Below are 18,845 nucleotides of genomic sequence, written 5' to 3'. Positions count from 1 at the left end.
CATAATGGAAAACAAATATACGGATATTCCCATTTTAACTATATAAGAGCTATTAACACGATGCAAGCAATGAGTGTGCTCTGAAATGTGTCAAAAAAGTGACACACCATTCCTTCTTTGAAAATTGAAAAAAGCAGCTTTATGCAGCTGCTTTTTCATTGGTTCTAGTAATTTTTATACCAGTCAACCCGTAAATTAAAGTTATAATTGGGCTTAGCATACAGAAGAATGCAAACGGAAGATAGACAGCTGTCTCCACCCCTAAGACGCCTGTAAGGAAAACACCGCAAACACTCCATGGCACCAAAGGATTAACCACAGTTCCCGCGTCTTCAAGAATTCTGGATAGATTCTTCGTATGCAGGCCTGCTTTTTCAAATGGCTCCCGGAAGGCATTGCCTGTCAAAAGAATGGAAAGATACTGCTCGCCAAGCAGGAAATTAATACCGATTGCTGTTCCGGCTGCAGAAGCAATCAGTGCAGGCACACGATTCAACATGACTTTGATTCCCTCCAGCAATGCTGGCAGAATACCCAGCTTAAAGAATAATCCACCCATAGAAAGAGCAAGCAATACAAGAGAAATAGAAAACATCATACTTTCCATTCCGCCCCTTGATAATAATGTATCGACTTCCTCTGAACCGCTCTCTGAAACATATCCTGAAAAAAGCAATGACATTACTTTTTGAACTCCAAAGCTATTTTGTACGAAAGCTGCTATTAGCAGCGCAGATAAAATTCCTGCTGAAAGTGTGATGATTGCTGATATTTTTTTTATGGCCATAACAGTCAGGATGGCAAATGGCAACAGAGAATACCAGTGAATCAGCCCCTGATCCAGCAAAGTTGCTTTCAGGTGAGAAATTTTTGTGAAATCTGACGCAGCCTCACCTGGTGACAATACAGCGAAAAGCACCAGGGAAATAGTGAAAGCAGGAACTGTCGTCCATGCCATATTTTTAATGTGGTCAAATAAGTCCACCTTTACAGTTGATGATGCCAGATTGGTTGTATCAGATAATGGCGACATTTTATCCCCAAAAAACGCTCCGGAAATAACAGCTCCTGCGGTAATAGCTTCTGAAAGTCCTAAAGCTGTGCTGACGCCCATAAAGGCAACGCCCAATGTAGCAGCTGTTGTCAGCGAGCTTCCAATGCTCATCCCTATCACAGATGCTACCACAAATACAATTGCATAAAAGAACTTTCCATTAACAGCTTCAAGAGCCATGTATATAAAAGTAGGAATGGTTCCGCTCGCCATCCAGCTGCTGATTAGCATTCCGATGAAGAAAAAGATGAAAATTGCTCCTAGCCCGGACTTGGCTCCTTCAACTAGCCCCTTCTCGAGCTCTTTCACAGATACCTTTTTTAATAACCCAAAAGCAAATAACCCCATAATCGCCAAAACTACCGGAATATGCGGTACTGCCCCTGCAAAAATAATAGAATAACTGATACCGCCCAAAATAATTAAAGTAACAATTAATGCCTCCAACGGCTTCAAACGCAATGCTGCTTGATCTTGGTGCATGATGTATTCCTCCTATGCATAACTGTAAGTTTAAGCAAACAAAAAGAGCCCTCTCGCCTATAGGGACGAAGGAGCTCCGCGGTACCACCCTAATTGATAAGCCCCAAAATATAGCTTATCCTCTTTAAAAAACTTTGCCCTTTTCAATGCAGTTGTAATTCAACCAATTGCTGCCTGGATTTTCAGCACCCATCCAGTCTCTATTTGCTGCCGGCAATTAGTCTCGTGATCTGCGGACAAGATTTATTTTCTTTTAATTGAGTATACGACTTTTAAACTTAAACGCTTTTTAGCGTTAAAGCGTATGTGTTAATAATATATTATCTATTTGAGGCAATGTCAAGTGTACTGTTAGAGGAATATATAGGAATTGAATGGATTTCATACGGGGAGGCTCCCTTTATTCGCGGCTTTCTTTCGTTTTCGCCCGGGCGTTCTGGGGTGCGCGATTTTCAGCTTCTTTAAGCGCCAGTTTTGCTAACTCTACCTCTCTAATTTCCCCACCCAATCCGGACTCAAAGGAAAAAAGGGCCCCCTTAAGAGACCCGCTTTCTTATTGTGAATCCATTGGATTATATAATTTGACATTCGGATTTTTTTCTTGGAACCATCTTAGTGCAAAGTCATTTTCAAATAGGAAGACTTTTTTGTCATAGCGGTCGTTGACAAGCAGGCTTCTTCCACTGGAGAGATTTTCGTTTACGTCATCGCCTTCCACCCAGCGTGCAATTTTTGAGCCGAGTCTTTCCATATACACTTCTGTGTTGTATTCATTTTTCATGCGGTGCTCAAACACTTCGAATTGCAGCTGTCCGACTGCTCCCAATAGGTATTCTTCCATTTTTACAGTTTTGAAGAGCTGGATTGCACCTTCTTGCACCAGCTGCTGAATGCCTTTATGAAAGTGTTTTTGCTTCATAACATTCTTTGCAGTTACTTTTACAAAGAGCTCCGGTGTAAACTGCGGAAGACGTTCATATTGAAAGTTATTTTTCCCGACTGTTAAGGTGTCCCCGATCTGGTATGTTCCCGGATCATAAATGCCGATAATATCTCCGCTTACAGCCGAATCCACGGTGCTTCTGTCATCCGCCATAAATTGTGTGGACTGTGCTAGCTTGATGGATTTTCCGATCCTTGGAATATTAACTGCCATACCTCGTTCAAATTGCCCGGAGCAGATTCTTAAAAATGCAATCCTGTCGCGATGTGCAGGGTTCATATTTGCCTGAATCTTAAATATAAAGCCGGAAAACTCTTCTGATAGCGGATCAATTTCACCTGCTGTTGAATTCCGCGGCTGAGGCGGCGGTGCAAATTGAAGGTATGATTCCAAAAACGTCTGTACACCAAAGTTGGTCAAGGCACTTCCGAAAAATACAGGTGTCAGTTCCCCGTTAGCAATGCGCTCTCTGGAAAATTCATTGCCCGCTTCATTTAAAAGCATAATTTCTTCAAGAGTTTGATCATACAGGCCTGAGTCCTTTAAGGAATGATCCCCCTCGATTTCACCTTCTTCGTTCAAGGTGACAAAGCGGTCCTCTTCGTCCACACGGAATTGTTCAATTCGGTTGTTAAATCGGTCATAAATGCCAAGGAACTCTTTTCCCATCCCAATTGGCCAGTTCATAGGATATGACTCAATCCCCATTACTTCTTCCAATTCAGCTAGCAATTCCAAAGGCGGCTTCCCCTGGCGGTCCAACTTATTCATAAAGGTAAAGATTGGAATACCTCTCATACGGCAGACTTTGAACAGCTTGAGCGTCTGCTCCTCAATTCCTTTAGCAGAATCAATTATCATTACTGCGCTGTCAACAGCAGTCAATGTACGATACGTATCTTCACTGAAATCCTGGTGGCCAGGAGTATCCAGGATATTTACACGGGCACCTTCATATTCAAACTGCATCACACTGGAGGTAACCGAAATTCCACGCTGCTTTTCGATTTCCATCCAGTCACTTGTCGCATATTTACCAGTCTTTTTACCTTTTACCGTACCAGCATCCCGAATGGCTCCCCCGAATAACAGAAGTTTTTCAGTCAGCGTTGTTTTCCCGGCATCCGGGTGGGAGATAATCGCAAAAGTGCGGCGGGATAAAACTTCATCATTAAAATTTTTGGACATATTAGTTCCTCTCTTACTTATATGAAAATTTGTTATAAAAGCAATGATTGGGTAAATCTATGTTAATTATTGCAATACCTTCAATTCTATCGCGCGCGAGTAAAGTTTGCAATGCATTTAAGATTTGCTTATTTCTTTTTATATTCCATTTTCAGGATTATAATAATTAAAACAAATATGATAGCAAAGGAGGCGGAATCATGGATACGATTACACATACATTATTCGGCCTGAGCCTTTACGGTGCAGTGGATAAAAGAACCATGGACAAAAATCATAAAAGGGCTTACTTGCTGACTGCTGTCGGTGCCAGCCAAATTCCTGATATAGATGTTATTTCACGTCTCTGGGACACTGAGGGGCTGTATCAAATGTGGCACAGGGGGATTACCCATTCTGTTTTTCTGACTCCCATTTGGGCATTTTTATTTTTCCTTTTATCCCTTTTGCTTTTCAAAGTAAAGGATAAGAAGCTTTTCCTGCTTGGATTGCTAGCCGTTTTCATACATAATACCAGTGATTTGTTCAATGCTTGGGGAACTGGCTATTTGGAACCTTTTTCAAATATGCGGATTACGTTTGGCACAATTCCAATTGTCGATTTAGTCATTTGGATCATAATGGGAACAGCCTTTATCTTTTCAAAAAGAAATAAGCTAAAATCACCCTACTATTACAAAATGGCGTGGGCATTCATCCTTCTGCATGTAATTGTCCAAAGCACGCAAGGCTTCTTACTATATAAACAATACGATGGCCAATACCATCAAATAGCCTTGTCTGCTGGTTTTGTTCCATGGACGTATTCAGTCATTACCAAAAATGAAGATGAAGTTATCATATATAATGATAATTTGTTTCAAGAAAAAGAAAAACAGTACGTACTGCAATCAAACGAAACCGCCGATTTGGACAAATTGTTCTCGCAGCGCCCTGAAGCTAAAACCCTTTATGAATGGTCCCCGTTTGTCGTACTCGTTGATGATGATGAACGGCTTGGGATTTATGATCCCCGTTTTTATAGAAACGGGCAGTCTTTTTTATTTGAATATATCGAAAAAAATACTAAGTGATGAGTCATGGGGCTCATCTTTTTTTTGCTATGTTCCATTTCATTATTGATTTTGGAACACTGTTGATTGGAGAAGAAGGCACGAAATCCTCGAACATGTACTTGCATTTTCTTCGTGCGGTGTTGTTTATTCAAGGATGCTTATTAAAATTAATGCGGGAAGCGCGAGTCAAAGGGGACCCGCAGGTGTTCACGCCGAGAAGGCTACCGGACCGTCCGCTGTTTCTTAGTACCTGGGAGCGGAAGTCGAAGGCCGATTTAACAGAGCCTTTTGTTTAATAGCCACTATATAGGCATTATTTTATTATTCATGATTTTGCACCTTTTGCACATAATACAACTATTAAGCTTCAAGGCGGAGTTTTTTGGGAATAGGAGTACTGCTGACTCAATCCGTCCAGTCTCGTGCAAGAAATACTACATAGTATAAGAGGTGTAAAAAAATGAATTTTCTTTGGGGAATTTTCGGCATCATTGTCGTTTTGGGTATCGCATTCCTGCTTTCGAACAATAAAAAGGCAATTAATTTGCGGACTGTTGCCGGCGGGCTTGCGATTCAGCTGATTTTTGCCTTCCTGGTATTAAAGTGGGAAGCCGGCAAAAATGCACTGAACTGGCTGACTATGAAAGTAAATGACATTATAAATTATGCCAATCAGGGAATTAACTTCTTATTTGGCGGCCTATTTACAGAAGAGTCAGGAATTGCATTTGTGTTTGCCTTTCAGGTTCTGCCGGTCGTTATCTTTTTTTCCTCATTAATCTCTGTCCTTTATTATTTAAGGATCATGCAGTTTTTCATTAAAATTTTGGGTGGCGCACTTTCGTGGCTTCTAGGAACCAGAAAGGCTGAATCCATGTCAGCTGCAGCGAACATTTTTGTGGGGCAAACGGAGGCCCCGCTCGTCGTACGCCCTTACATCGCAAATATGACGAAATCAGAGTTATTTGCTGTCATGACCGGTGGCCTTGCATCTGTTGCCGGTTCAGTTCTGATTGGTTACTCCCTGCTTGGAGTGCCATTGGAATATCTGCTTGCAGCCAGCTTTATGGCTGCTCCAGCGGGATTAATTTTGGCAAAAATAATGCTTCCTGAAACAGAAGAAAAAGAAGAACCAAAGGAGTTCGATATGGAAGTGGACAGCGACTCCGCCAATGTTATTGACGCAGCGGCAAAAGGAGCCAGTGTTGGCCTGGAACTTGCTTTGAATATTGGTGCAATGCTGCTGGCGTTTATTGCTCTGGTTGCCTTAATTAACGGGCTGCTAGGCTGGGTTGGCGGATTGTTTGGATTTGGCGGCTTGACCCTTGAAACCATTCTCGGCTATATTTTTTCTCCGCTTGCATTTGCGATCGGGGTCCCATGGGAGGAAGCCGTTCAGGCAGGAAACTTTATCGGGCAAAAATTAATTTTGAATGAATTCGTCGCTTACTCCGCTTTTGCACCGGAAATTCCAAATTTATCTGACAAAACTGTGGCAATTATCAGCTTTGCCCTTTGCGGATTTGCCAATATCTCTTCATTGGGAATCCTTCTCGGAGGACTTGGAGGATTAGCTCCTAATCGCAGACCGGACATTGCACGTCTTGGGCTTAAAGCTGTTGCAGCCGGAGCCCTCGCATCCATGCTAAGTGCCGCGATTGCCGGCATGCTATTTTAAACTGCTTCCGGGCGTAGCATTTGCTATAAAAATGATTTCGTTGATATATCAAAAATTTCGTTGATAAGTGCCTTTCCATAACAAAAATCCTCCTGCAGCCTCATTTGCAGGAGGATTTTCCCATTTATCTTTTCAAGTAGTAAGTCACTGATTCATATGGACGCAATTTGATTTCGTCCGCTGCCGAAGGTGAACCCTCGTAATTAGATAGCAATATTTCTGAATTGTATCCTTCTAAATTAACTGCATCCGGCATTTTAAATGAGGTTTCTTTACCATAAAAATTATTTATCACAAGGAGCTTCTCATTTTCACCGTTACGAATATAGGCAAATACATCAGGGTGCTCCTCGGAAATTAATTCATAATCACCAGAAGTGATTATGTCATATTGCTTTCGGAGCTGGATTAGTTTTTTATAATGATAAAAAACAGAGTCCAGGTCTTTTATCGCATTTTCTGCATTGATTTCCGTGTAATTGGAAGCTACATTAATCCACGGGGTTCCTTCTGTAAAGCCAGCATTTTCAGTTGTATCCCATTGGACAGGCGTACGGGAGTTATCACGGGATTTGCTTTTTAAAATCTCGATAATCTCCCTGTCAGACTTCCCCTTTTCTCGAAGAATATTATAAATGTTCAATGATTCTACATCACGGTACTCATCAATGCTGTCAAAGCCAGGGTTTGTCATGCCAAACTCTTCCCCCTGATAAATGTATGGAGTTCCCTGCATCATATGGATTGTAGTTGCCAGCATTTTTGCAGATTCACGATGATATTTTTGGTCATCTCCATATCTTGAGACAACCCGGGGCTGGTCATGGTTACACCAGAAAAGTGCATTCCATCCGCCGCCTTTATGCATTTCAGCTTGCCACTTGGACAAAATCTGTTTCAATGCTCCGAAATCAAAGTCTGCCAAAGCCCATTTCTCGCCATTAGGATAATCCACTTTTAAATGATGGAAATTAAATGTCATACTTAGTTCTTCACGCTCAGGATTCGAATATTTGATGCAATGGTCGATTGTTGTGGAGGACATTTCGCCAACCGTCATGCTGTCATATTTAGAGAATACTTTCTCGTTCATTTCGTGCATGAATTCATGGGCACGCGGTCCATCTGTATAAAACCTTCTGCCATCGCCTGGCGGTATAGCCCCGTCATCATCCGGAAAGCGCTGGTCCTTGGAAATCAGGTTGATTACATCAAGCCTAAAACCATCAACCCCTTTATCAAACCAGAACTTCATCATGTCATAGACTTTGCGTCGAAGCTCTTCATTTTCCCAATTTAAATCAGCCTGGGTCACGTCAAAGAGATGCAAGTAGTATTGTTCTGTTGTTTCATCATATTCCCATGCATTTCCGCCAAATTTGGATTCCCAGTTTGTTGGTTCAGTTCCATCAGCTTTTGGGTCCTTCCAAATATAAAAATCCCTGTACGGGTTGTCTTTTGATTTTTTTGCTTCCCGGAACCATTCATGCTCTGTTGAAGTGTGGTTGACAACAATGTCCATAATGATTTTAATATCGCGTTTATGTGCCTCTTCCAGAAGCTTATCGAAGTCCTCCATCGTTCCATATTCTTCATGGATGCTAAAATAGTCGCTAATATCATAGCCATTATCACGCTGCGGAGACTTATAAATCGGTGTGAGCCAAACGACGTCCACACCCAATTCCTTTAAGTAATCCAGTTTGGCGATGATGCCGGGAATATCCCCCACCCCATTGCCTGTTGTATCGTTAAAGCTTTTCGGATAAATCTGATATACGACTGCTTTTTTCCACCAAGGTTGTTTCATTTGAATCACACCTGTTTTTAGTATTTTTTATCAAAAAGTAGTACCTGGGCTTCATATGGCCGCAGGCTCATCTCCCCGGTCCCCTGCAAACCTTCATAGTTCCCAATCAGCACCTTATGCTCGCTTTCCAGTAAACCTTCCGGGATGATAACTTCAGGATTTCCCTCATAGAAGTTGCATACTACTAGAAGTGTTTGATCGCCAAGAGATCTTGTAAATGCATAAACTTCTGGATGGTCCTCCAGGATTAAGTTATATTTGCCGTACACAATGATGTCATATTGCTTTCTGAGTTCAATGAGTTTTTTATAATAATGAAAAACAGAGTTTGGATCTTTCAGCGCCTTCTCTGCATTAATATTTTTATAATTTGGATTCACTTTTATCCAGGGAGTGCCTTCAGTAAATCCGCCATGTTTAGACGAATCCCATTGCATCGGTGTTCGAGCGTTGTCACGCCCTTTTGCATAAATGCTTTTCATGGCCTCCTGTTCAGACCAGCCATCATGGAGCGCTTCTTTATAAAAATGAAGGGTTTCAATATCTTTATACTCATCAATGCTTTCAAACCGGACATTTGTCATGCCGATTTCCTCCCCCTGATAAATATAGGGAGTCCCCTTCATCATGTGAAGCAGTGTTGCAAGCATCTGAGCAGACTTTTCCCGGTACTTGCTGTCATTGCCGAATCGTGAAACGGAGCGCGGCTGATCATGGTTATTAAAATAAAGACTGTTCCAGCCAACCTCATCCAGTTCATTTTGCCATTTGGTAAGATTCATTTTTAAATCCCGCAAATTAAGAGGCATCAGATCCCATTTGCCCTTTGGCCCGTTATCGAGGCTGACATGTTCAAATTGGAAGACCATATTTAATTCGTTCCGGTCTTCGCTTGTATACTGTCTGGCCCATTCGGGGGTAACGCCCGGCATTTCCCCCACAGTCATCACATCATAATGGGATAAAGCTTTTTTGTTCATTTCCTGCAAATATTCGTGGATTCTTGGTCCATTACGGTAATACTTGCTGCCTGAAGCAAATTTTTTGCCAGTCTTTGGTTTATCATTAGGCAGGCCGTCCACTTTGGATATGAAGTTGATAACATCCATTCTGAATCCATCAATGCCTTTATCAAGCCACCATGTCATCATGTTATAGATCTCATTCCTTAGTTTAGGATTTTCCCAATTCAAATCTGGCTGCTTTTTCGAAAATAGATGCAAATAGTATTCGCCGGTATTTTCATCAAATTCCCAGGCCGAGCCGCCAAAATTGCTGCCCCAGTTATTGGGCTCTCCTCCATTCTGTCCTTGGCGCCATATGTAGTAATCCCTGTATGGATTGTCTTTCGATTTAATGGCTTCAGCAAACCAAATATGCTCGTCAGAACTATGGTTTACAACCAAATCCATAATGAGCTTAATGCCCCTCTTATGCATCTGTTCAAGAAGTTCTTCCCAATCTTCCATTGTTCCAAACTCACTCATAATCCCCTGATAATCGCTAATATCATAGCCATTATCATCATTGGGTGATTTATAAACCGGCGAAAGCCATACAACATCAATTCCTAGCTCCTTTAAGTAATCAAGCCTCGAAATGATTCCCTGAAGATCTCCTATTCCATCGCCATTGCTATCCATGAAGCTGCGCGGATAGATTTGGTAAACTACACTTTCCTTCCACCATTGCTTCTTCATTTGACACCCCCGATATTTTTATAATTTCCATTGGTACACCAAAAAAAATGGCGATACCATGGAATCAAAAATATTCCATGGCATCAAAAGTTTATTCAGCTTTTTTAAATTTTGAAAAGACCATTGTCAGAACGAACGGTACGACTAGTGCAATTCCCATTCCAATGAAGAATGCTCCCCAGTTTTCTGCAAAAATAGAGAAGAATGCCGGCAAACCGCCTACACCGATGGATGGTGCTTTAACTCCATTGATTGTGATAAATATTCCGGCAATCGCAGATCCGATAATAGCTGCAAAAAACGGATATTTAAAGCGAAGGTTAACCCCGAACATTGCCGGTTCCGTTACACCCAAGTATGCTGAAATTGATGAAGTAAGTGCGAGGCCCTTTACCTTTTCGTTTCCTTTACTTAACAGCATCATGGCTAATGCTGCTGACCCCTGTGCGATATTGGACAGGGCAACCATTGGCCATAAAAATGTACCGCCGATGCTGCCAATTAACTGTAAGTCGACCGCAAGGAATGTGTGATGCATCCCCGTGATAACCAGTGGAGCGTATAATCCGCCGTAAATAAGACCGCCAAGGGCTGGAACAGCATCAAAGATTCCAACAACACCATTTGTAATCCAGCTTCCGATTGTAAATGTGATTGGTCCAATAGCAATAAATGATAAGAAACCTGTAACCAATAAAGCAATTGGAGCAACAGTCAATAGCTGAAATGCATCCGGAATTCTTTTTCGTAAAAACACTTCAATCTTCGCAAGCACATATGAAGCAAATAATACTGGCAGCACTTGGCCCTGATAGCCTACCTTTTCTACTTCAAGTCCGAATAGATTCCATTTAGGAACTTCCTCGGCCGCACCATAGCCCCAGGCATTTAAAAGATCCGGGTGAACAAGCATTAAACCTAATACCATACCTAAGAGCGGGCTTCCGCCAAATCGATTCACAGCACTCCAGCCAATCAAGCCTGGCAGAAATACGAATGCTGTATTGGCAATCAAGTTAATGATGCTCGCCAAATCAGCCCAGTTCGTATAAACCTCAACAAACGACTGATCATCAAAGAAAATATCAGGCGCTGTCATAATATTGTTTATACCCATTAACAAACCTGCTGTTACGATGGCGGGCAAGATTGGAATAAAGATATCCGCCAGCGTTTTAATGCCTCGCTGCAATGGATTCAAGTTCTCGGCAGCTGCACTTTTTGTTTCTTCTTTTGATGATTCCCCAATACCTGTTGCTTCTGTCATTTCTTTATAAACTTTATCAACGAGTCCTTGTCCAATGACAACCTGGAACTGACCGTTGGAGGAAAACGAGCCTTTTACAACATCTATATTTTCGAGTTTTTCCTTATCGACTTTTCCTTCATCTTTTAAAGCAAATCGTAATCGTGTCACACAATGAGTGGCAGCTGCGATATTCTCTTTGCCGCCAATTGCTTCTACTATTTGCTCGGCTGACTGTTTATTTGCACTCATTCTTCTCTCTCCTCCTGTTACCGTTTTCATTCTTCTGAAAAAACAGCTGTAAGGTTCTTCTATATTCTTCTCGTTCACTACATATCTATCCATTTTCTTGGATAGTAAAAGACGTTATTCAGACTATTGAAAAACAACTTGTATATACATGAACTGTTTACGCTTTCATTTTATCTTGTATATACATGTTTCGTCAACTATTTTTTCTTTGCCGTTACTTTCCATTTTATATATACCTAGAAAAGCTTTGAAACAACAAAAAAGCCGGCTCCCAGACCTAAATGGTCTGAAGCCGGCTATCATTCTTATTTAAGCTGCTCTTTCTTTTTATCATCGTCATCATCATTTGTTAATTCACGAGTAGACTTTTTAAATTCCTTTAAGGTTTCTCCAAAAGCTTTCCCTATCTCAGGCAGCTTCTTTGGACCAAAAATAATAAGTGCCAGGACCAAAATCAGGATTAAACCTGGAATTCCAATGTTTGTTAACATTATATACACTCCTTCTATATCGAATCGCATGAGGAACATTCGAAAAGACAATAGGCAAAATCAAGGTTCACTGTCCATTATAGTAGAAAGAATGAAAAAAGCATAGCCGGAGTTTTACTTTTTAGACTTAGATGACTCTATCTATTTCTTCTAGCACCTCTCCAATTTTCCGGTTATGAATAACTTCATCTGCATAAAAATCAAAATCTGTAGGCTCCATGTTAACAATTACGAGCTTTGCACCGTTTTGTTTGGCTATTAACGGGAACTGGTTGGCCGGAGTAACGGTCAAGGATGAACCAAGCACAATAAAAAGCTCAGCCTTCTCTGATGCATCTGCAGCAAAATCCAATGCCAGTTCAGGAAGCATTTCACCAAAGAGGACGATTGAAGGGCGAAGCATTCCCCCGCATGTACAATGATAATGGTCGTGCAGATATTCCTCACTCGGATATTCTTTTTTGCATACCTGGCAATGGAGTGTTTGCAGGTTCCCGTGAAGCTCAGCCATATTACAGCTGCCGGCCAGCCTATGGAATCCATCTACATTCTGGGTAATGATGCTTTGGAGAATGCCCCTTTTTTCCCAATTTGCGAGAATATAGTGCCCTTTATGAGGCTTACATTCCTTTAAGCCTGTGACCCTGTGCCGGTAAAATTCAATAAACTCATTCACATTATGATTTAAAGCTTCTGTACTGGCTATTTTCCCAGGATCCTTCTTTTTCCACATTCCATTATCAGCAGACCTGAAATCAGGCAAACCGCTCTCCGTGGACATACCTGCTCCAGTTAAAATAACGGTATACCTTGATTCCTTCAGCCATTTTTCAAGCATAGTTATCATCTCCGAAATATATTATTCCTCTAAAATACTATTTCCATCTTTTTCAAAGGATAAAATGTTTATGTCTTCCTATGTATGCGGTAAATAATAGATTATATGTGTTTACGCCATTTATCAATATAGGAGTGATTGCAATGCCAGAGACGGAAACAAAAGATTACCGGGAAGGCTTTAAAAGGTTCTCTTCTAGAGCCAAGAGATATGCGGAAGATCCTGTAAAAACAAGAGGATTGCTAAGCAAAGCGACAACAAAAGCTAATCAGAATAAATCTTCATTAAGTGATATATGGGAAAATTTCCAGCTATTGATTGACTTGGTTAAATCCTGGTCAAAAGGAGATTACAGGCACATTTCAAAAAAATCGATCCTATTTATTATCGCTTCAATCTTGTACTTTGTTTCACCAGTGGACCTTGTACCCGATTTTTTAGCAGGAATGGGGATCATTGATGATGCAGCTGTGCTTGGATTTGCTGTAAGCCAAATTACAGGAGAGCTTGAAAAATTTAAAATCTGGAAGGAAAGCCGGGCGATTGAAATGGAATAAAAAAACTTGAAACTGCCGGATTATACAGAACCACTTGTTTTTGCGAAGGTTTGGAAAGGAAGATAATAAAAACCTCATACAGGAGGTTTTTATTATGGAAACGGTGATTGCCGACCTCAGTCGAAACCGTTTTTGTACGCAGTCATTTCCTTGTTTCGTCAGGGTTAAAAGATATGGAATCATGACCTGTCATACAATGCTTCATTTACTGCTTTTTTAGATATTGGACTGCAGGCTTTATCAGCCATGGCTTGGAGGCTGCAGCTTCCAGAAAAGGGTTTATCGGCCGATTTTAGTAAAATACCGGCCAAACTGTTTGATTTACCGGCCAATTTTAGCAAAATACCGGCCAAACCGGTTGATTTACCGGCCAATTTTAGCAAAATACCGTTTAAACGGCCAATCTCTGTTTTTTAACGGCCAAAACCGCCATTTTATCGGCCAAATAAGGGGAGGGATCGGCCAAAACGAAAGTTTGCCGACGAACTATAAACTTTTTGCTGTCCATTTTTATTCCTTTTGTTATAATGGTGAAGGAAAGTCATAGAAGCTTTAAAATAGAACGCCTCATGAAGGTATTTATTTTTGCAGATTGTTTGTCTAAAATTGAATAGCAAGAATTGTAGGGGAACTGGTTTAGCCGGTTGAGACTTCATCATAAGATGTTGACCCTTTGAACCTGATCTGGCTCATACCAGCGTAGGGAACATATTCTTAAACATAAAAATGTTTGTTATATGCGCTCTGGTATCTATGCCGGGGCGTTTTTATTTTTTCAGGGCAAGCTATAATTATCTTTCCGGAAAAAGACTACATAAAACAAACAGGAGGGTTAATGATGAAAAGATGGATGGCAGCTGTTTGTTCTGTCCTAATGCTCGCTGGCTGTGCCGGGAATGGGCAAGAAACACAGCCGGGAAACGAAGAAAAGGCCAAAGAAGAATTGAAGAAAGTCACAGTTGTTCTGGACTGGACACCAAATACCAATCATACAGGCTTATACGCAGCTAAGGACAAAGGCTATTTTGAAGAGGAAGGACTTGACGTGGAAATCATTATGCCTGGAGAAGCTGGTGCAGACCAGCTGACGGCATCGGGTAAGGCGGATTTCGGTGTCAGCTATCAGGAAAGCATCACGGAAGCCCGGGTACAGGGTGTTCCGCTCGTATCGGTCGCTGCTGTTATTCAGCATAATACATCCGGCTTTGCTTCCCCAGCAGATAAAAATATTAAAACACCAAAGGATTTTGAAGGGAAAACTTATGGTGGCTGGGGAGCGCCGGTTGAAAAATCAGTAATCGAGTCATTGATGAAAACAGAGAATGCAGATGTTGAGAAAGTTTCGATTGTCAACATGGGGGACGCTGATTTTTTTACGGCTGTTAAGAGAGATATAGATTTTGCATGGATTTATTATGGCTGGACAGGTGTAGAAGCCGAGCTGCGAGGGGAAAAGATTAATATGGTCTACCTGACTGACTACTCGGAAAAACTGGACTATTACACACCTGTATTGGCTACCAATGAGAAAATGATACAAACTAATCCGGATACCGTAAAAGCATTTGTCAAAGCGGCATCCAAAGGCTATGAATATGCTATTGAGAACCCTGATGAAGCAGCTGATATTCTTCTCGAGAACGCTCCAGACCTTGATAGCGAACTGGTTAAAAGGAGCCAGGAATGGCTTTCTCCCCGTTATCAGGACGATGCAGCCAGATGGGGTGAACAAAAGCTTGAGGTTTGGGAAAACTATGCAAAGTGGATGCATGAAAATGGCCTTTTAGATAAAGAATTAGATGCCGGCAAAGCTTTCACAAATGACTTCCTGCCGGAATAAGGAGAGTTAATGAAATGGCAAACGCACTTGTAAGCATTCAAATCATACCGAAAACAAAAAATGGGGAAAATGTTATACCATATGTTGACGAAGCCATCAGCGTAATACAGGAATCCGGGGTTAAATATGAGGTTCACCCCCTGGAAACAACAATGGAGGGCGATCTGGAACATTTATTGAAAATCGTCGCAGAAATGAATACCAAAATGATTGAAAAAGGAAGCAGCAATGTTATTTCACAGGTGAAGATCCTATATCAGCCAACTGGAATTGAAATGAATGATTTAACGGAGAAATACCGTCCATGAAAAATGTTTTAATGAAAGGATGGAGACCGGCTGCGGTTCTCCTCCTTTTATTCATTCTGTGGGAGCTGGCAATCATGCTGGCTGAAGTCCCTGCATGGCTGCTGCCGCCGCCGACTGAAATTTTTCAGGAAGCGGTTGCCGGATGGGATGGCTTTCTCCTTCACCTTCAATCCACTGTCATGCTTTCATTACTGGGGTTTGCGATTGGTACGGGAATCGGCTTGCTTACAGCCGTATTGCTGCACTTATTGCCTTTTTTAAGGGAGTCGATTTACCCGCTCCTCATTCTATCGCAAAATGTACCCATCATTGTTCTGGCCCCTTTGCTGGTTGTGTGGTTTGGATTCGGCATTCTTCCAAAACTGATCGTCATCACATTGGTTTGCTTTTTCCCGATTACAGTTGCCGCTTTGGATGGCTTCAGGCAAACACCCCGAGAACTTAAGCACTATATGCTAATGGCAGGAGCAAACAAAGGACAGCTGTTTTGGAAATTGGAACTTCCATATTCACTTCCGTCTTTATTTTCCGGCCTGAAAATTTCTGCAACCTACAGTGTAATGGGATCTGTAATTTCGGAATGGCTAGGCGCAAAGAACGGTATAGGCGTGTATATGACACTCGCCTCCTCTTCGTTTAGGACGGACCGTGTATTTGTAGCCATATTTGCCATCATGGTGCTCAGCCTGCTGTTTTTTGGAGCTATTCTTTTGGCAGAGCGCTTGCTGGTCAAATGGAAAACACAGGACGGTGTTAGGAAATGATACAATTATCCCTTGAGCATTTAACAAAAAGCTTTGATTCAAATCTGGTTCTTAGCAATCTGAGCTTTCATATAAACGAAGGAGAATTTGTCTCGATCCTGGGTCCATCCGGAAGCGGAAAAAGCACCATTTTTAATCTGATTGGCGGTTTACTTTTGCCAGACGATGGCACGATTCAGCTGAGTGGTGAGAAAATCAACGGCAAACGAGGGTCTATCAGCTATATGCCTCAAACACCCTCCTTAATGCCATGGAGAACAATTCTCCAAAATGTCCTCCTGGGACAGGAGCTTAAAGGGAATTCAGATCCTGATACAGCTAGGGATATGCTTCATAAAGCAGGGCTCGCAGACTATGAGAATGCCTATCCTCATGAGCTTTCTGGGGGCATGAAGCAAAGAGCAGCTTTTATTCGGGCACTCTTAAGCCCGCAGCCAGTGATCCTGCTGGATGAACCTTTTTCGGCATTGGATGAACTAACCCGCCACGATATGCAAAAATGGCTGCTTGATATATGGAGTGAACATAAGCCGACCATCCTATTTGTTACACATAATATAGAAGAAGCCATTTATCTGTCCGACCGTATATTAATTCTCAGCAGTAAACCCGCTAAGGTGGTTCATGAATTTAACGTGCCCTTTTCCCGGCCTAGAAGAGGAGAGCTTCTGCTCGATGAAAAATTCCTTGCATGCAAAAGAGAAATACATACGGCGTTAAAAAATCAATAGAGGGTGAATATTTTGGATAAGATAGTTGATGCCCATATTCATCTTGATAAATATAGTGATGAAGAAATAAAAGAAATTTTTAAAGATTCGCCATTCCAGCTATCAGTCATTACGGTTTCGTTTGATTTGGAGTCCTGCAAACGGAATCTCTTGCTTTCAAACGAATATCCTAATGTAAAACCTGCCTTCGGTTTTCATCCTGAACAAGACTTGCCAAACGATCAGGAACTTTCAGATCTCTTTAAGTGGATGGAGACTCATAAAGATCAAATGATAGCTGTGGGAGAGGTAGGGCTGCCCTACTATTTAAGGAAAAAGCATGCTAGAGACACCTTTCAGATTGAAGGTTACTTAGTTCTTCTGGAAGAATTTATTAAATTTGCTAAACAATGGAATAAACCCATTGCCCTTCACGCTGTGTATGATGATGCACCAATTGTGTGCACTCTATTAGAAAAGCATTCTGTTCAAAAGGCCCACTTTCATTGGTTTAAAGGTGACCAGGCAACAGTCAGCAGGTTAATCTCAAACGGATATTACATATCCTTTACTCCAGATATCGTCTATGAAAAGGAAATTCAGGAACTTGTCCGTACCTATCCGCTGAAAAGGATGATGGCAGAAACGGATGGTCCATGGCCATTTGAAGGACCATTCAAAAGCCAGCCTACCCATCCAGCAATGATGCAGCATTCCATCAGAATCTTGGCAGATATTAAAAAGAAACCTTCTTTAGGAAGTGTTTATAAACAGCTTTTCGAAAATACCAAAAGCTTCTATAATATATGATTTTATTTTCTGCTTACAAACCGGGAAAACATTTTTGAATGGACGGCCATTTGAGATCAAATGGCCGTTTTTATGCGTCTTCTTCTATCTTTAGTGGAGAGCTTTCTTCAATGGCAACCTTTACTGCCACTTCTTCCCTTTTCCCATAGATGTTGTGGATGCTGATTCGGCCGGAATAATTAATAGCATCTCTATTATTTCCGTTTGAGCCCTAACTGCTGATCAACTCTCGGCTTAAAAATTATCAGAATAGTATTAATAAACTAGATAAATATAATCACTTCGCACCATTCCTTATTTTGGAAATATGGGTTATTCTTATATTGGACGATACTTTTAGGGGGTATAAATTTGAAAAAGTATATTTTCTTGCTATTGACTATTTTACTAGCTTTCTCTGGCAATGTATTTGCACAGCCCAAGAGCGGTGCTGAACATTTGAGTGAAAAAGAATTTATAAAGAAAGTAAAGAAGGCTGATGAGTATAAGACATTTAAATCTTACTTCCTAAAGGATGCTCCCATGCAGCCAAAGCCTCTTATAGATGTAAGTGGCAGCCAGTACGGATGGGCTGTTCAATATGAAATGGAATACAATGAAAAAAGTTTTTTTCTGGATGATGATGCAATAGTAAATTTCTCCTCCCTCTTATCCTTTTCATACGAGTTTGACGGCAGCGGATTAAAAGCCCGCCTTGTTGACTATAGCAGGCTTATGGACGATAAGGCCTTTTATGTAAAAGACCTGGGTACAGGTGAAGAAAGCAAAATAGAGGTTTCTGAAGATAGCATGTTTCAAGAGTATCTGGCTGAGGTGGAAGTAAAAAAGAAGCAGATACTTGAGGATGCAGCCAAAAATAAAGAGGCCATTTCTGAAGAAAATAGAGCTGCAGGTGAACTCTGCTACTACTGTACAAAATATGAATGGCGCGGCGGTTACTCTTGTGCTCCAGCTGCCATGGGATCTGAAACTTCTGTCACTTCGCAACTGGCTGCAAACGATTTAAATGCAGATGCCGTCATGGCTGAATGCTATGTCCCACGCCACAAGGTTTGCGTTCAAGGAGAATGGAGAACCTACTGCCCGATACAATAAAAAAATCGGCTAAGCAGCAGCTT

The 18,845-nt window shown here is 41.4% G+C and carries 16 protein-coding genes and 1 riboswitch; of the genes, 9 read left to right on the top strand and 7 right to left on the bottom strand.

The window, feature by feature from the left end; translation table 11 throughout:
• Positions 1-139: 139 nt before the first annotated feature.
• Together nhaC and J7I93_RS19885 are read right to left on the bottom strand one after the other, a co-directional pair.
• Complete coding sequence (nhaC, locus tag J7I93_RS19890) at positions 140-1,537, bottom strand: Na+/H+ antiporter NhaC (protein ID WP_214727818.1); 1,398 nt, start codon at positions 1,535-1,537, stop codon at positions 140-142.
• A gap of 553 nt (positions 1,538-2,090) precedes the next feature.
• A complete protein-coding gene (locus J7I93_RS19885) occupies positions 2,091-3,668 on the bottom strand; it encodes a peptide chain release factor 3 (protein WP_214727816.1) in 1,578 nt (525 codons plus the stop codon).
• Between the two features lie 200 nt (positions 3,669-3,868).
• Between J7I93_RS19885 and J7I93_RS19880 the strand changes: the two genes are divergently transcribed.
• Both J7I93_RS19880 and J7I93_RS19875 read left to right on the top strand, forming a co-directional pair.
• Entirely contained in the window at positions 3,869-4,741 is an 873-nt protein-coding gene (locus J7I93_RS19880; RefSeq protein WP_214727814.1) for a metal-dependent hydrolase, read from the top strand.
• Between the two features lie 442 nt (positions 4,742-5,183).
• Positions 5,184-6,401 (top strand): NupC/NupG family nucleoside CNT transporter, encoded by a 1,218-nt coding sequence (locus tag J7I93_RS19875; RefSeq protein WP_214727812.1) that lies wholly within the window; start codon positions 5,184-5,186, stop codon positions 6,399-6,401.
• A 124-nt stretch (positions 6,402-6,525) separates the two neighbouring features.
• Here the strand turns inward: J7I93_RS19875 and treC are convergent, their stop codons facing one another.
• The 5 genes from treC to J7I93_RS19850 form a co-directional block, all read right to left on the bottom strand.
• The gene (treC, locus tag J7I93_RS19870) at positions 6,526-8,211 is read right to left on the bottom strand and encodes an alpha,alpha-phosphotrehalase (RefSeq protein WP_214727810.1); all 1,686 of its coding nucleotides are present in this window, start codon (positions 8,209-8,211) and stop codon (positions 6,526-6,528) included.
• A gap of 17 nt (positions 8,212-8,228) precedes the next feature.
• Positions 8,229-9,911, bottom strand: coding sequence for a glycoside hydrolase family 13 protein (locus tag J7I93_RS19865; RefSeq protein WP_214727807.1), 1,683 nt, complete (start codon positions 9,909-9,911; stop codon positions 8,229-8,231).
• 91 nt (positions 9,912-10,002) lie between these two features.
• A complete protein-coding gene (treP, locus tag J7I93_RS19860) occupies positions 10,003-11,409 on the bottom strand; it encodes a PTS system trehalose-specific EIIBC component (protein ID WP_214727805.1) in 1,407 nt (468 codons plus the stop codon).
• Positions 11,410-11,714: 305 nt separating this feature from the next.
• Complete coding sequence (tatA, locus tag J7I93_RS19855; protein WP_026582264.1) at positions 11,715-11,900, bottom strand: twin-arginine translocase TatA/TatE family subunit; 186 nt, start codon at positions 11,898-11,900, stop codon at positions 11,715-11,717.
• A gap of 127 nt (positions 11,901-12,027) precedes the next feature.
• Positions 12,028-12,738: an NAD-dependent protein deacylase gene (locus J7I93_RS19850; protein WP_214727803.1), complete on the bottom strand. Its 711-nt coding sequence runs from the start codon at positions 12,736-12,738 to the stop codon at positions 12,028-12,030.
• 143 nt (positions 12,739-12,881) lie between these two features.
• On the opposite strand from J7I93_RS19850, the gene J7I93_RS19845 reads away from it, so the two are divergent.
• The 7 genes from J7I93_RS19845 (at position 12,882) to J7I93_RS19815 (ending at position 18,822) form a co-directional block, all read left to right on the top strand.
• Complete coding sequence (locus J7I93_RS19845; RefSeq protein ID WP_214727801.1) at positions 12,882-13,295, top strand: YkvA family protein; 414 nt, start codon at positions 12,882-12,884, stop codon at positions 13,293-13,295.
• Between the two features lie 614 nt (positions 13,296-13,909).
• Positions 13,910-14,018: riboswitch (TPP riboswitch) on the top strand.
• A gap of 115 nt (positions 14,019-14,133) precedes the next feature.
• The gene (locus J7I93_RS19840) at positions 14,134-15,135 is read left to right on the top strand and encodes an ABC transporter substrate-binding protein (RefSeq protein WP_214727874.1); all 1,002 of its coding nucleotides are present in this window, start codon (positions 14,134-14,136) and stop codon (positions 15,133-15,135) included.
• 14 nt (positions 15,136-15,149) lie between these two features.
• Positions 15,150-15,443 (top strand): thiamine-binding protein, encoded by a 294-nt coding sequence (locus J7I93_RS19835; protein WP_214727799.1) that lies wholly within the window; start codon positions 15,150-15,152, stop codon positions 15,441-15,443.
• The gene (locus tag J7I93_RS19830; RefSeq protein ID WP_214727797.1) at positions 15,440-16,207 is read left to right on the top strand and encodes an ABC transporter permease; all 768 of its coding nucleotides are present in this window, start codon (positions 15,440-15,442) and stop codon (positions 16,205-16,207) included. The genes J7I93_RS19835 and J7I93_RS19830 overlap by 4 nt, the downstream gene beginning before the upstream one ends.
• Positions 16,204-16,938 carry an ABC transporter ATP-binding protein gene (locus J7I93_RS19825; protein WP_214727795.1) on the top strand — a complete coding sequence of 245 codons (735 nt, stop codon included), beginning with the start codon at positions 16,204-16,206 and terminating at the stop codon, positions 16,936-16,938. The genes J7I93_RS19830 and J7I93_RS19825 overlap by 4 nt, the downstream gene beginning before the upstream one ends.
• A 12-nt stretch (positions 16,939-16,950) precedes the next feature.
• The gene (locus J7I93_RS19820; protein ID WP_214727793.1) at positions 16,951-17,727 is read left to right on the top strand and encodes a TatD family hydrolase; all 777 of its coding nucleotides are present in this window, start codon (positions 16,951-16,953) and stop codon (positions 17,725-17,727) included.
• Positions 17,728-18,078: 351 nt separating this feature from the next.
• Complete coding sequence (locus tag J7I93_RS19815) at positions 18,079-18,822, top strand: hypothetical protein (RefSeq protein WP_214727791.1); 744 nt, start codon at positions 18,079-18,081, stop codon at positions 18,820-18,822.
• The last annotated feature ends 23 nt before the right edge of the window (positions 18,823-18,845 follow it).

The sequence above is a fragment of the Bacillus sp. ISL-47 genome (assembly GCF_018613175.1).
Classification (GTDB): domain Bacteria; phylum Bacillota; class Bacilli; order Bacillales; family Cytobacillaceae; genus Cytobacillus.
Note: the sequence above shows the minus strand (reverse complement) of the source record. Positions and strands in the feature narration are given on the sequence as shown.

What these genes read in the sequence shown, in the direction of transcription:
- tatA (WP_026582264.1), bottom strand. Translation starts at nt 11,900, where the DNA reads ATGTTAACAAACATTGGAATTCCAGGTTTAATCCTGATTTTGGTCCTG.
- J7I93_RS19835 (WP_214727799.1), top strand. Translation starts at nt 15,150, where the DNA reads ATGGCAAACGCACTTGTAAGCATTCAAATCATACCGAAAACAAAAAAT.
- J7I93_RS19845 (WP_214727801.1), top strand. Translation starts at nt 12,882, where the DNA reads ATGCCAGAGACGGAAACAAAAGATTACCGGGAAGGCTTTAAAAGGTTC.
- treC (WP_214727810.1), bottom strand. Translation starts at nt 8,211, where the DNA reads ATGAAACAACCTTGGTGGAAAAAAGCAGTCGTATATCAGATTTATCCG.
- J7I93_RS19825 (WP_214727795.1), top strand. Translation starts at nt 16,204, where the DNA reads ATGATACAATTATCCCTTGAGCATTTAACAAAAAGCTTTGATTCAAAT.
- J7I93_RS19850 (WP_214727803.1), bottom strand. Translation starts at nt 12,738, where the DNA reads ATGCTTGAAAAATGGCTGAAGGAATCAAGGTATACCGTTATTTTAACT.
- J7I93_RS19865 (WP_214727807.1), bottom strand. Translation starts at nt 9,911, where the DNA reads ATGAAGAAGCAATGGTGGAAGGAAAGTGTAGTTTACCAAATCTATCCG.
- J7I93_RS19880 (WP_214727814.1), top strand. Translation starts at nt 3,869, where the DNA reads ATGGATACGATTACACATACATTATTCGGCCTGAGCCTTTACGGTGCA.
- nhaC (WP_214727818.1), bottom strand. Translation starts at nt 1,537, where the DNA reads ATGCACCAAGATCAAGCAGCATTGCGTTTGAAGCCGTTGGAGGCATTA.
- J7I93_RS19830 (WP_214727797.1), top strand. Translation starts at nt 15,440, where the DNA reads ATGAAAAATGTTTTAATGAAAGGATGGAGACCGGCTGCGGTTCTCCTC.
- J7I93_RS19885 (WP_214727816.1), bottom strand. Translation starts at nt 3,668, where the DNA reads ATGTCCAAAAATTTTAATGATGAAGTTTTATCCCGCCGCACTTTTGCG.
- J7I93_RS19875 (WP_214727812.1), top strand. Translation starts at nt 5,184, where the DNA reads ATGAATTTTCTTTGGGGAATTTTCGGCATCATTGTCGTTTTGGGTATC.
- treP (WP_214727805.1), bottom strand. Translation starts at nt 11,409, where the DNA reads ATGAGTGCAAATAAACAGTCAGCCGAGCAAATAGTAGAAGCAATTGGC.
- J7I93_RS19840 (WP_214727874.1), top strand. Translation starts at nt 14,134, where the DNA reads ATGAAAAGATGGATGGCAGCTGTTTGTTCTGTCCTAATGCTCGCTGGC.